The sequence below is a fragment of the Mycolicibacterium novocastrense genome, from assembly GCF_001570485.1.
Lineage (GTDB): Bacteria > Actinomycetota > Actinomycetes > Mycobacteriales > Mycobacteriaceae > Mycobacterium > Mycobacterium novocastrense.
On record NZ_BCTA01000026.1, the window covers coordinates 351,815 to 364,123 of the forward strand.

At 69.1% G+C, this 12,309-nt stretch carries 12 protein-coding genes; 11 read left to right on the plus strand and 1 reads right to left on the minus strand.

The features are described 5' to 3' along the window. Nucleotides 1-25 precede the first annotated feature (25 nt). The 3 genes from RMCN_RS10125 to RMCN_RS10135 are packed head-to-tail and all read left to right on the plus strand — an operon-like array spanning nt 26 to nt 3,473. On the plus strand, nt 26-1,291 hold the full coding sequence (locus tag RMCN_RS10125) for an aspartate kinase (protein ID WP_064416014.1): 1,266 nt from the start codon (nt 26-28) through the stop codon (nt 1,289-1,291). Next, nucleotides 1,292-2,329 carry an aspartate-semialdehyde dehydrogenase gene (locus tag RMCN_RS10130; RefSeq protein ID WP_067388743.1) on the plus strand — a complete coding sequence of 346 codons (1,038 nt, stop codon included), beginning with the start codon at nt 1,292-1,294 and terminating at the stop codon, nt 2,327-2,329. A gap of 49 nt (nt 2,330-2,378) precedes the next feature. Continuing rightward, nucleotides 2,379-3,473, plus strand: a complete 1,095-nt coding sequence (locus tag RMCN_RS10135) for a DUF4185 domain-containing protein (RefSeq protein WP_409366048.1) — start codon at nt 2,379-2,381, stop codon at nt 3,471-3,473. Between the two features lie 13 nt (nt 3,474-3,486). On the opposite strand, the gene RMCN_RS10140 is transcribed toward RMCN_RS10135, so the two are convergent. Further along, nucleotides 3,487-4,704 carry an oxygenase MpaB family protein gene (locus tag RMCN_RS10140; RefSeq protein ID WP_067388747.1) on the minus strand — a complete coding sequence of 406 codons (1,218 nt, stop codon included), beginning with the start codon at nt 4,702-4,704 and terminating at the stop codon, nt 3,487-3,489. Nucleotides 4,705-4,859: 155 nt separating this feature from the next. Here RMCN_RS10140 and RMCN_RS10145 point away from each other — a divergent pair, with 155 nt between their 5' ends. From RMCN_RS10145 to egtE, 8 genes are all read left to right on the plus strand, one after another. After that, entirely contained in the window at nt 4,860-5,240 is a 381-nt protein-coding gene (locus tag RMCN_RS10145; RefSeq protein WP_084377322.1) for a hypothetical protein, read from the plus strand. A 141-nt stretch (nt 5,241-5,381) separates the two neighbouring features. Then, on the plus strand, nt 5,382-5,810 hold the full coding sequence (locus RMCN_RS10150; RefSeq protein ID WP_174523802.1) for an organic hydroperoxide resistance protein: 429 nt from the start codon (nt 5,382-5,384) through the stop codon (nt 5,808-5,810). A 54-nt stretch (nt 5,811-5,864) separates the two neighbouring features. Next, nucleotides 5,865-6,464 carry a sensor domain-containing protein gene (locus RMCN_RS10155; protein WP_064416134.1) on the plus strand — a complete coding sequence of 200 codons (600 nt, stop codon included), beginning with the start codon at nt 5,865-5,867 and terminating at the stop codon, nt 6,462-6,464. A gap of 121 nt (nt 6,465-6,585) precedes the next feature. Then, nucleotides 6,586-7,878, plus strand: coding sequence for an ergothioneine biosynthesis glutamate--cysteine ligase EgtA (gene egtA / locus RMCN_RS10160; protein WP_067388851.1), 1,293 nt, complete (start codon nt 6,586-6,588; stop codon nt 7,876-7,878). After that, complete coding sequence (gene egtB / locus RMCN_RS10165; protein ID WP_084377314.1) at nt 7,875-9,227, plus strand: ergothioneine biosynthesis protein EgtB; 1,353 nt, start codon at nt 7,875-7,877, stop codon at nt 9,225-9,227. The genes egtA and egtB overlap by 4 nt, the downstream gene beginning before the upstream one ends. After that, a complete protein-coding gene (egtC, locus tag RMCN_RS10170; RefSeq protein ID WP_067388751.1) occupies nt 9,227-9,916 on the plus strand; it encodes an ergothioneine biosynthesis protein EgtC in 690 nt (229 codons plus the stop codon). The genes egtB and egtC overlap by 1 nt, the downstream gene beginning before the upstream one ends. Then, nucleotides 9,916-10,905, plus strand: a complete 990-nt coding sequence (egtD, locus tag RMCN_RS10175) for an L-histidine N(alpha)-methyltransferase (RefSeq protein ID WP_067388753.1) — start codon at nt 9,916-9,918, stop codon at nt 10,903-10,905. The genes egtC and egtD overlap by 1 nt, the downstream gene beginning before the upstream one ends. Then, nucleotides 10,902-12,017, plus strand: coding sequence for an ergothioneine biosynthesis PLP-dependent enzyme EgtE (gene egtE, locus RMCN_RS10180; protein WP_067388755.1), 1,116 nt, complete (start codon nt 10,902-10,904; stop codon nt 12,015-12,017). Before egtD ends, egtE begins: the two co-directional genes overlap by 4 nt. Nucleotides 12,018-12,309 lie beyond the last annotated feature (292 nt).

Below are 12,309 nucleotides of genomic sequence, written 5' to 3' on the forward strand. Positions count from 1 at the left end.
TCCCAGCACTTGAAAGGCTTGATCAGTGGCGCTCGTCGTGCAGAAGTACGGCGGATCCTCGGTTGCCGACGCCGAGCGGATCCGACGCGTGGCCGAGCGGATCGTCGAGACGCGCAAGCAGGGCAACGACGTGGTCGTGGTCGTCTCGGCGATGGGCGACACCACCGACGAGCTCCTCGACCTGGCCAACCAGGTGTGCCCGGCGCCGCCGCCGCGCGAGATGGACATGCTGCTGACCGCCGGTGAGCGCATCTCCAACGCGCTGGTCGCGATGGCCATCCACTCGCTCGGCGCGCAGGCCCGCTCGTTCACCGGTTCGCAGGCCGGCGTGATCACCACCGGCATCCACGGCAACGCGAAGATCATCGACGTCACCCCCGGCCGGTTGCGGGACGCGCTCGACGAGGGCGTCATCGTCCTGGTCGCCGGGTTCCAGGGGGTCAGCCAGGACAGCAAGGACGTCACCACGCTGGGGCGCGGCGGGTCGGACACCACCGCCGTGGCGTTGGCCGCGGCGCTGAAGGCCGACGTCTGCGAGATCTACACCGACGTCGACGGCATCTTCACCGCGGACCCGCGGATCGTGCCCAACGCGCACCACCTCGACCAGGTCAGCTTCGAGGAGATGCTGGAGATGGCCGCCTGCGGTGCCAAGGTGCTGATGCTGCGCTGCGTGGAGTACGCCCGGCGCTACAACGTGCCGATACGCGTCCGCTCGTCATACTCGGACAACCCGGGCACCCTGGTGACCGGATCTATGGAGGACATTCCCGTGGAAGACGCCATTCTGACCGGAGTCGCACACGACCGCAGTGAGGCCAAGGTCACCGTGGTCGGTATCCCGGACGTGCCGGGCTATGCCGCCAAGGTGTTCCGCGCCGTCGCCGACGCCGACATCAACATCGACATGGTGTTGCAGAACATCTCCAAGGTCGAGGACGGCAAGACCGACATCACGTTCACCTGTCCGCGGGACAACGGCCCGGCCGCGGTGCAGAAGCTGAGCTCGCTACAGAGCGAGATCGGTTTCACCGGTGTGCTCTACGACGACCTCATCGGCAAGGTCTCGCTGGTGGGCGCAGGCATGAAGAGCCATCCCGGCGTGACCGCCAAGTTCTGCGAGACGTTGGCCGAGGTCGGGGTCAACATCGACCTGATCTCCACGTCGGAGATCCGGATCTCGGTGCTGGTCAAGGACACCGATCTGGACAAGGCGGTCGCCGCGCTGCACGAAGCGTTCGGCCTGGGCGGCGACGAGCAGGCCATGGTGTACGCGGGGACGGGCCGTTAAATGGTCAACATCGGTGTGGTTGGCGCGACCGGTCAGGTCGGCCAGGTGATGCGAACGCTGTTGGAGGAACGCGACTTTCCGGCCACCAGTGTGCGGTTCTTCGCCTCAGCGCGGTCGCAGGGCAAGAAGCTCCCCTTCCGGGGGCAGGAGATCGAGGTCGAGGACGCCGCGACCGCCGATCCCTCGGGCCTGGACATCGCGTTGTTCTCCGCGGGGGCGACGATGTCGCGTGTGCAGGCGCCGCGGTTCGCCGAAGCCGGCGCCATCGTGGTCGACAACTCCTCGGCCTGGCGCAAGGACCCCGACGTGCCGCTGGTGGTCAGCGAGGTGAACTTCGCGCGTGAGGTGCGGGGCGTCACCCTCAAGAAGGGCATCATCGCGAACCCGAACTGCACGACGATGGCCGCGATGCCGGTGCTCAAGCCCCTGCACGACGAAGCGGGCCTGGTGCGCATGATCGCCTCGACCTATCAGGCGGTGTCGGGCAGCGGCGTCGCCGGGGTGGAGGAGTTGTTCGGCCAGGCCAGCGCGGTCGTGAACAACAGCCGTGATCTGGTGGCCGACGGTTCGGCGGTCGACTTCCCGGCGCCCTCGAAGTACGTCGCGCCGATCGCGTTCAACGTCGTCCCGCTGGCCGGGTCCTACGTCGACGACGACTCCGGTGAAACCGACGAGGATCAGAAGCTGCGCAACGAGACCCGAAAGATCCTGGACATCCCGGACCTGGCGGTGAGCGGTACGTGCGTGCGGGTGCCGGTGTACACGGGGCATTCGTTGTCGCTGAACGTTGAATTCTCCCAACCGCTTTCAGTGCAGCGGGCCACGGAGTTGTTGGGTGCGGCGCCGGGCGTGACGCTCGTGGACGTGCCGACACCGTTGGCCGCGGCGGGGGTGGACGACTCGCTGGTCGGCCGGATCCGGCAGGATCCCGGCGTGCCTGACGGGCGCGGGCTGGCGCTGTTCGTGTCCGGCGACAACCTTCGCAAGGGCGCGGCACTCAACACGATTCAGATCGCCGAGCTGCTGGCCCGGGGCTGATTTGCGTCGGGACCGACGTTTCGGCGGGAAATCGCGACTGCTTTCAGCCATTTCGTCGGTCTCGGCGCTGGGTCTCGTCGCGGCGCCATGGGCTTTCGCCCAGCCCGCGCCGATCCCCGATCCCGTGTTGCCGCCGCTGGCGCCCGGGCAGGTGATCAGGATCGGTCCGACGGCCGGAACCGGAACCCCGACACGCGATTACGGTATCGGGGCCACGGATCTGTGCGAGTTCATGGAGTTTCCCAGCGGCATCCTGCAGGTGTGCGGCGACAGTTTCGCCGGGCAGGGAGTCGGCTACGGAGGGTGGTTCTCGCCGATCGCATTGCACGTCGAGACGGAATCGATCGGCGACCCGGGTGGCGTGCGCTACGACGGTGTGACCGGAACCGACCGTCCGCTGCTGGCCGATCCGACGCCACCGGGCATGTCGCAACTGCCGGCGGGCGTCGTTCAGATCAACCGGCAGAACTACCTGATGGTCACCACCGTGCGTGAGCTTGATCCGCAGAGCTCACGGCTGGTGAAAGCCAACCCGGCGCAAGGTAATTGGCCAACGCTGCCGGACTCTGAGCGTGCCGCCTCCTATGCCGACGGCAGGCAGTCGCAGATCAGCGGCTACTACGACCCGATCCCGCGCGCCGACTCCGAAACCGGGTGGGTGTACATCGTGGCCAACAACTTCGACCGCAGCGCGCCGCTGGAGCTGTATCGGGCCACGCCGCAGGAGTTCGAGGACCGGTCGAGTTGGCAAGGCTGGTCGGCAGATTCCGGGTGGGGCAGCCCGCCGACACCGCTGTGGCCGGACGCGGTCGGCGAGATGAGCATCCGTCAGATCGACGGGAAAACCGTGCTGTCGTATTTCAACGCCAGCACCGGGAACATGGAGATGCGGGTGGCCAACGACCCCACCGGGCTGGGCACCGCGCCGGTGACGACCGTCGTCGTGGCCTCCGAATGGCCCGACCCGGCAGACCATCTCGGGCCACCGGAGAGCAACCGCCTGGCCCAACCGTACGGCGGCTACATCTCACCGGGATCGACGCTCGACGAGGTGCGGGTGTTCGTCAGTCAGTGGAACACCGGACCGCGCGGCGGGTCGCCGTACCGGGTGATCCAGTTCGCGGTCAACCCGTTCAAGCCTTAGTCATAACACCGGGTCAGGCGACGGTGCTGACGTGCTCGGCCGACTCGCCGATGGTGGCGCCGTCGTCGCCGATGATCGTGCGCATCAACACCTGGTGCTCGCGGTCGCCGCGCGCGGTTGCCCTCGCGATACCGCCGGGCAGGGCGACCGCGGCCACACTGCGGGCCAGGTTCACCGGTAGCCGCAGCACCGGATACCACGGCAGATGGGGGCGCAGGCCCAGTGCGCGCATCGTGCGCGGCCCCAGAAAGCCGCTGGTGACCGAAAGATGTTGGGCCCGTGCGATACGACGCCGGATCGCGGGCATCGTGTCGTAGTGCCAGATCATCGGGTCGTCGGCCATCGGAACCGCCAGCTGCCTCGACGACTCGTCGGGTTCGGCGAGCGCGCCCAGGGTGTGATAGAGCACCCGGATGCTGTCGCGGAACCCGCGCGGCAGCCACTCGTCCTCCACGCCCATCAACCATCCGACATAGCGGGTCAAGTGTGCGACAGCGTCATAGTCCTTCGGCCGCAACACGATTCCCATCCCCACGACGCCGACGGCAGGTGCGACCAGCGCGCCGATCAGCGTCGCCGCCATATCGGTCTGGTTGATCGGGACGCCCCAGTCATCGGCGCGCCAGTCGGGCATCGCGGACACATGGCGGCGTACCAGTCCGTGGATGAGCCGAACCCGAAGGGTGGACCGGTAACCGGCGCCCAGGTGCTCGAGACCACCGTCGGAGATGACGTCCATCGCCCACTGCATCGTCTCGGCGAAGCGCTTGTTCGAACCCTTCTCCAGGGCGCCGGTGCGCAACAGCGTCTTGTTGAAACCCGAGAACTGGTAGCCGCCGAGCAGTGACACGTCACGTGCGACGTACATGCCGTCGGCGCCGCCACGACGCAGCGCCTGCGCACCGCGGCGCAGTTTCACCGGGTCGACCCAGTCGGGCAGCTTCTCCACGGCCGTGAAGAATTCGCGCAACGGTTCCGGGGCGTCGGGAACCGCGTCGATTCCGTAGGTGAGCGCCCGGTCGAACAACGGGCGGGTCTGCTTCACGCCGACGCCTGACATCCACTCGACGAGGCGGTCCATCGGTTCGTCCCCGACGGTCAGCCGCTCACCCAGCCTGCGCCACTGCGCCGGTGTGGGCTCGCCGATGGCCAGCGCCTTGGCGATGACGCGGATGCCGGCCGGGACGGGGCGAGGCCGCTCCGGGTGACGCGTCGGGATCGGGCGCTGCATGGTCTCTGGCTTCCCTTCCGGCAACTGACAACGCGTGTAGTCGAAACTATTCTGCGGCCTGAGCGGTGTCAATCGGCGGACCGACGGCCGCTTTCACAGCCGACTCATAGGTGCCACATGACGGGCTCATCGAAACGGCTCGCATGATGGCAGCCATGACCGAAACACCATCAGAACCGGCCACCACCCCCGTGGTCGCGGGACCCCACCCTGATCACCTGACCCCGCGCCGCTCCAAGCTCGGCGCCGCTGCCGCATGGGTCGGCATTGCCGCCGGTGTCGTGTTCATCGTCGCGGTGATCTTCTTCTCCGGTTTCATCCTCGGTGCGCACTCGGGAGGCCACCACCGCGGCGGCCATCACGGTGGCCACGATCGCGACGTCGCGATCTTCCATCGTGGACCGCCGCCGGGAGGCCCGATGATGCCGGGCGGACCGGGTCAGCGACCGCCGTTCGGGCCGGGCGCCGACGGGCCGCGGTTCCAGCCGCCGCAGGCCCCCGAGGCTCCGACCACGACGGCGCCGTCGCGTCCGTAGAGCCATCCCCCTCTGGTGTGCACTCAGATCGACAATGGGCCGTGAATCGGCCGAACCGGCGATCTGAGTGCACACCAGCGCCGATACCCGGTGCGGGACGGGCGTCTTGCCGTCTACGCGTGGGCTGGCATGATCGAGCCCATGAGCATTGAGGTCAAGTACACCGCAGAGTCCACCGCGTCCGGAGGCGGCCGTGACGGCCACGTCCGTTCCTCCGACGGCAAGATCGATCTCGACACCCGCCCGCCCAAGGAGCTCGGCGGCAGCGGCGAGGGCGTCAACCCCGAACTGCTGTTCTCGTCGGGTTACGCGGCATGCTTCCTCGGCGCACTGCGGCTGCAGGCCCGCAACAACAAGATCGACATCGACGAAGCCACCTCGATCACCGCGCAGGTCGGCTTCGGACCGGACTCCGAGGGCGGGTTCGGGCTCACGGCTCACCTGATCGGCTACCTGCCCGGCCTCGAGCAGAGCGTGGCCGACGACCTGATGGCGAAGGCGCACGACTTCTGCCCGTACTCGAAGGCCACCCGCGGCAACATCGAAGTCAAGTTGTCCGCGAAGGTCTGACCGGTGCGGACGGTCGCCGCGGCGGGCGTCGGCGTGGCCATCGGGCTGTCGGTCATGGCGCCCGCCGGCCCCGCCGCAGCGCGCCCATCCGATCCGGGCGTGGTCAACTACGCCGTGCTCCCGAAGGGCTCGGTGGGCAATATCGTCGGCGCCACAATGCGATTCGAGTCGTTGTTCGCAGAGCCGGTGCAGACCTTCTCGGTCGACCTTCCTGCGTGCAACAACTGGGCGGACATCGGCCTGCCCGACGTCTACGCCGACCCCGATCTCGCATCGTTCAACGGCGCGGTCACCCAGGAGTCGCCGACGGATGCGACGCATCTGGTCAAACAAGCGGTCGGGGTGTTCGCGACGACCGACGCCGCCGACCGGGCCTTCCGTCGTGTCGTCGACCGCACGGCCGGCTGCAACGGGCAGACCACCGCGATGCACCTGGACAACTTCACGACTCAGGTGTGGACCTTCACCGGCGGGCCCACCACGGCCACCGATGCCGACTGGGTCAAACAGGAGGCGGGCACCGACCGGCGCTGCTTCACCACCACTCGCAAGCGCGAGAACGTCCTGCTGCAGGCAAAGGTCTGTCAGTCCGGCAACGGTGGCCCGGCGGTGAATGCGCTGGCCGGGGCGATGCAGAACACCCTGGGCCAGTAACCCGGGGCGGGGTTGGAGATCCTCGTAACGAAGGCGTCATCCAAAAAACGCTGGATTTGTCGGTCCCGTCTGGATAATGGTTGAAGGGGCAGCGGTCCACTCCCGGAAGGGGATGGTTGGGATGACCTTCACCATCGCGTCCGAGGTGGCGGACGCGCACCCGCCGCGGAGTCCTTGCACCGAGCTGACCAGCGCTGATGCCGCCGCTCGCCAGGTCGGCGCCGGGTGCCTGCGGGACGGCCCGGTGGGCCGGGTGGGCCTCGAGATCGAGGCGCACTGCTTCGATCTGACCGATGCCGCGCGCAGGCCCCGCTGGGATGAGCTCACCGCCGCCATCGCCGGCCTGCCACCCCTACCGGGCGGCAGCAGGGTCACCGTCGAACCGGGCGGCGCCGTCGAACTGTCCGGTCCGCCGCTCGCGGGCCCGCTCTCGGCGATCGAGGCGATGGTCGCTGACCGCGCCGTGCTCTGCGCTGCGTTCGCGGGCGCCGGGTTCGGGTTGGTGTTATTGGGCGCAGATCCGCTGCGGCCGGCGCAGCGCGTCAACCCGGGCGCGCGCTATCGCGCGATGGAGGCCTTCTTCGCGGCCAGCGGCACTCCCGCCGCGGGTGCGGCGATGATGACCTCGACGGCTTCGGTGCAGGTCAACCTCGATGCGGGCCCACACGAGGGGTGGGCGGACCGCGTCCGGCTCGCGCATGCGCTCGGCCCCACGATGATCGCGATCACCGCGAATTCGCCGGTGCTGAGCGGCGACGACCCCGGCTGGCAGTCGACGCGGCAACGCGTGTGGAGCCAGCTGGATTCGGCCCGCTGCGGCCCGATCCTCGGCGAGAACGGCGAGGACCCGGCCAGTGATTGGGCCCGGTACGCGCTCAACGCTCCGGTGATGCTCGTCAACCACGCCGACGCCGACGCCGAACCGGTCACCGACTGGGTGCCGTTCGCCGACTGGGCCGACGGGCGGGTCGCGCTGGGCGGCCGCCGTCCCACCGCTGCCGACCTCGACTACCACCTGACCACGCTGTTTCCTCCGGTCCGCCCGCGGCAGTGGCTGGAGATCCGCTATCTCGACAGCGTGCCGGACGCGGTGTGGCCGGCGGTCGCGTTCACGTTGGTCACCCTCCTGGATGACCCGACGGCGGCCGAAATCGCCGCCGAAGCCACCGAACCCGTTGCCACCGCCTGGGATCAGGCCGCTCACGTCGGCCTGGCCGACCCCCGGTTGCGCGCCGCCGCGCAACGATGTGTGCGGGCGGCCGCGGAACGCGCGCCCGCAGAGCTCGCGGAATCGATGCAACGGCTCGTGCGTTCGGTCGAACAGGGACGCTGTCCGGCCGACGATTTCCGGGACCGCGCCGCACAACACGGGATCGCGCCCGCGGTCACGCAACTGGCACGAGGGGAACTGTGACACCTCGCGAAACCATCGCGCGCGAACTCACCCGGGCACGCCGGCGCACGCTGCGCCTCGTCGACTTCGACGACGCGGAGCTGGGCCGCCAGTACAGCCCGCTGATGAGCCCGTTGGTGTGGGACCTCGCGCACATCGGGCAGCAGGAGGAGCTGTGGCTGCTGCGCGAGGGAAACCCGGACCGGCCCGGCATGCTGCGCCCCGACGTCGAACGTCTCTACGACGCGTTCGTCAACTCCCGCGCCAGCCGCGTGAACTTGCCGCTGCTCCCGCCGTCGGATGCCAGGGCGTATTGCGCGACGGTGCGGGACAAGGTGCTCGACACGCTGGACGTCCTACCCGACGATGAGCCCGGTTTCGCGTTCGGCCTGGTGATCAGCCACGAGAACCAGCACGACGAGACCATGCTGCAGGCGCTGAACCTGCGGAGCGGGCCTCCGTTGCTCGACACCGGAACTGCGCTTCCCGAAGGCCGCCCCGACGTCGCGGGCACATCGGTGTTGGTGCCCGGCGGCGAGTTCGTCCTGGGCGTCGACGCGGCCACCGAGCCGTACTCGCTGGACAACGAACGTCCGGCACACGTCGTCGACGTACCCGCCTTCCGTATCGGACGCGTCCCGGTCACCAATGGCGAATGGCGCCAGTTCATCGACGACGGTGGCTACGACGAGCCCCGGTGGTGGTCGGAGCGCGGTTGGGCACACCGCACCGAAGCAGGTCTGACCGCGCCGCAGTTCTGGAATCCGGACGCCACCCGCACCCGCTTCGGCCACGTTGAGGAGATCCCCGACGACGAGCCGGTCCAGCACGTCACGTTCTTCGAAGCCGAGGCGTACGCCGCGTGGGCGGGCGCCCGGCTGCCCACGGAGGTGGAATGGGAGAAGGCCTGTGCGTGGGACCCGGCGGTCGGCGCACGTCGCCGATATCCCTGGGGCGCAACCGAACCCACGGCTGCCCTGACCAATCTCGGCGGCGACGCGCTGCGTCCGGCGCCCGTCGGCGCCTACCCAGGCGGGGCCTCCGCCTACGGCGCCGAGCAGATGCTGGGCGACGTGTGGGAGTGGACGACGTCGCCGCTGCGCCCGTGGCCGGGATTCACGCCGATGATCTACGAACGCTACTCACAGCCCTTCTTCGAAGGTGTTGGGGCCGGCGACTACAAGGTGCTGCGCGGCGGATCGTGGGCGGTCGCGGCCAGCATCCTGCGGCCCAGTTTCCGCAATTGGGACCACCCGATCCGGCGCCAGATCTTCTCCGGCGTGCGACTGGCCTGGGATGCCGGCGATGAGCCGCTTGCGCGAAGAGAGAATGCCCGCGATGAGCCGCTTGCGCGAAGAGAGAGCAACTGATGTGCCGGCATCTCGGGTGGCTCGGTGAACCGGCCTCGGCGGCGTCGCTGATCCTCGAGCCCGCCAACGGTCTTCTCGTGCAATCGTATTCACCCCGCAGGCAGAAGCACGGGTTGATGAACGCCGACGGATGGGGTGTGGGCTTCTTCGACGGTCAGACGCCGCGGCGCTGGCGCAGTGCGACGCCGATGTGGGGGGATGCCTCGCTCGCCTCGGTCGCGCCCGCGCTGCGCAGCGGTTGTATCGTCGCCGCGGTGCGGTCTGCGAGCGTCGGCATGTCGATCGAAGCGAGCGCGGTGGCGCCGTTCACCGACGGGCGCTGGCTGCTCTCCCACAACGGGCTGGTCGACCGCCGGGCGCTGCCGCTGTCGCCCGCCGCCGAGTCGACCAACGACAGCGCCCTTCTCGCCGCGCTCATCTTCGCCCGGGGACTGGACTCGCTGGGCGAGACCATCGTCGACGTCGCCGCGGCCGATCCGAACGCCCGGCTGAACATCCTGGCGGGCAACGGGTCACGACTGATCGCCACGACATGGGGCGACACACTGTCGGTGCTGCGACGCCGCGACGGCGTCGTGTTGGCCAGTGAACCCTACGACGACGATCCCGCCTGGGAGGAGATCCCTGACCGGCACCTCGTCGAGGTCACGTCGTCAGGAGTGCAACTGGCCGCATTGAAGGGAGCCTGATGGCGCGGGGATCCGATCACGCGGGCACGCTGTCGTTGTCGAACCACCTTTCGCCCGACTCGGCAGCGAACGCGCTGCGCCGGGACGTGTTCGACGGTTTGACATCGAGCCCGAAGTCGTTGCCGCCCAAATGGTTCTACGATTCGGTCGGCAGCGACCTGTTCGACCAGATCACGCGGCTGCCGGAATACTACCCGACGCGCGCGGAGGCCGAGATCCTCAGAAACCGATCGGCCGACATCGCGGCGGCTTGCCGCGCCGACACCCTGGTGGAATTGGGCAGCGGCACATCGGAGAAGACCCGCATGCTGCTCGACGCGCTACGTGACCACGGCTCGTTGCGCCGGTTCATCCCGTTCGACGTGGACGCGGGGGTGCTGGTCGCCGCGGGCGCGGCGCTTGCAGACGAGTATCCCGGCCTCGAGATCGAGGCCGTCTGCGGGGATTTCGAGAAGCACCTGGACAAGATCCCCCGCGTCGGGCGCCGCCTGGTCGCATTCCTCGGCTCGACGATCGGCAACCTCACCGCAGGCCCGCGCGCCGAATTCCTCTCCGCCCTCTCCGACACCCTGCAACCCGGTGACAGCCTGCTGCTCGGCACCGATCTGGTGAAGGACGCCGACCGTCTGGTGCGCGCCTACGACGACAGCGCGGGCGTGACCGCGCGCTTCAACCGCAACGTGCTCGCCGTCGTCAACCGTGAACTGAACGCCGACTTCGACCTCGAGAAGTTCGAACACGTCGCGGTGTGGAACGCCGCCGACGAACGCATCGAGATGTGGCTGCGCGCCACCGAAGCGCAGCGGGTGCACGTGCGCGATCTCGGGCTGACCGTCGAGTTCGCCGCCGGTGAGGCGATGCTCACCGAGGTGTCCTGCAAGTTCCGGCGCGCGGGCGTCGAAGCCGAGCTCGCCGCGGCCGGGCTTCGGATGACCCACTGGTGGACCGACGCCGCCGGTGACTTCGGCCTGTCGCTGGCCACGAAATGAGCCTTGCGGATCGGTGGCGGGCGGCCCGCCCGGCGGTGGCCGGAGTGCACCTTGACAGCGGCGCCTGTTCGCGTCAGAGCGTCGCAGCGATCGACGCCGCCGGCCAGCACGCGCGCCACGAAGCCGAAGTCGGCGGTTACGTCGCGGCCGAGGCCGCCGCACCGGTGCTCGACGCCGGGCGCGCCGCACTCGCCGCGCTGACCGGTTTGGCCAGCACCGACTTCGTGTTCACCACCGGCGCGAACAATGCGCTCGACCTGCTGCTCGGCGCCTGGCCCGGAGACCGGACCGCGGCGTGTCTGCCCGGCGAATACGGGCCGAACCTGGCGATCATGGCCGCCAACGGTTTTGCCGTCCGCGCCCTGCCCGCCGACGGCCACGGGCGGCTCGACGTCGCGGCGGCCGCGCGCCAGTTGGCCGCCGACCCCCCGGCGCTGGTGCACTTGACGGCGCTTGCCAGCCACCGCGGTCTGGCGCAGCCGCTGTCGGCGCTGGCCGCCACATGCGCAGAACTCGGTGTGCCGCTGGTCGTCGACGCCGCCCAGGCGCTGGGACACCTGGACTGCGCGGTCACGCCCGCGGCGATCTACGGTTCCTCCCGAAAGTGGATCGCCGGGCCGCGCGGCGTGGGATTCCTCGGTATCCACCGGGAGCTCGCCCGGCGGCTGCAACCACGGCTACCGCCCCCGGAGTGGAACCTGCCTTCGTCCGTTTTGCAGCGCTTGGAGCACGGTGAGGCCAATGTCGCTGCCCGCGTGGGCTTTTCGGTAGCGCTCGGCGAACACTTGGCCGACGGGCCCGCCGCGGTGCGGACCCGGCTGGCGGAGGTGGGCCGGATGACCCGCGACGCGGTGGCCGGCCTCGACCGATGGCGGGTCGTCGAGCCGCACGATGAACCGACCGCGATCACCACGTTGGCCCCCACCGATGGCGCCGACCCGCAGATGATCCGCAACTGGCTGATCGCCGAACACCGCATCGTCACCACGTTCGCCGATGTGCAGCGCGCTCCGTTCGAGATGACGGCGCCGGTGCTGCGGGCCTCCCCGCACGTCGACGTCACCGACGAGGAACTCGCCCGGTTCGCCGAGGCCCTGGCCGCCGCCGGGTGAGCCGTCAGCCGGTCCGGTGCACCAGCAGCGTCGCCCGGTACTCCGAAAGCGGCGGAACATCCTCGGGTGTACGGGGATACGGGTCGAGCGCCTGCAACGTGAGCGCGTAATCGCCGGTCTGCACCGTCTGCCGGTTCTGCCCGGGCGCCGGGTTGGTGGGGACCTATCGAAATAGGTGTCGAAAACCCATAGGGACGATTCATGCTAGACGCCAAGCGCTGAATCGGTGGCATCGGGGCTCTCGCGGGCTGGTGTTTGTGTTGCGGGGGCGTCTCATGAGCTGTGTGGGGTG

Coding starts and splice junctions, on each gene's coding strand:
- RMCN_RS10130 (WP_067388743.1), top strand. CDS start 1,292: ATGGTCAACATCGGTGTGGTTGGCGCGACCGGTCAGGTCGGCCAGGTG.
- RMCN_RS10140 (WP_067388747.1), bottom strand. CDS start 4,704: ATGCAGCGCCCGATCCCGACGCGTCACCCGGAGCGGCCTCGCCCCGTC.
- RMCN_RS10145 (WP_084377322.1), top strand. CDS start 4,860: ATGACCGAAACACCATCAGAACCGGCCACCACCCCCGTGGTCGCGGGA.
- RMCN_RS10150 (WP_174523802.1), top strand. CDS start 5,382: ATGAGCATTGAGGTCAAGTACACCGCAGAGTCCACCGCGTCCGGAGGC.
- RMCN_RS10155 (WP_064416134.1), top strand. CDS start 5,865: ATGGCGCCCGCCGGCCCCGCCGCAGCGCGCCCATCCGATCCGGGCGTG.
- egtA (WP_067388851.1), top strand. CDS start 6,586: ATGACCTTCACCATCGCGTCCGAGGTGGCGGACGCGCACCCGCCGCGG.
- egtC (WP_067388751.1), top strand. CDS start 9,227: ATGTGCCGGCATCTCGGGTGGCTCGGTGAACCGGCCTCGGCGGCGTCG.
- egtD (WP_067388753.1), top strand. CDS start 9,916: ATGGCGCGGGGATCCGATCACGCGGGCACGCTGTCGTTGTCGAACCAC.
- egtE (WP_067388755.1), top strand. CDS start 10,902: ATGAGCCTTGCGGATCGGTGGCGGGCGGCCCGCCCGGCGGTGGCCGGA.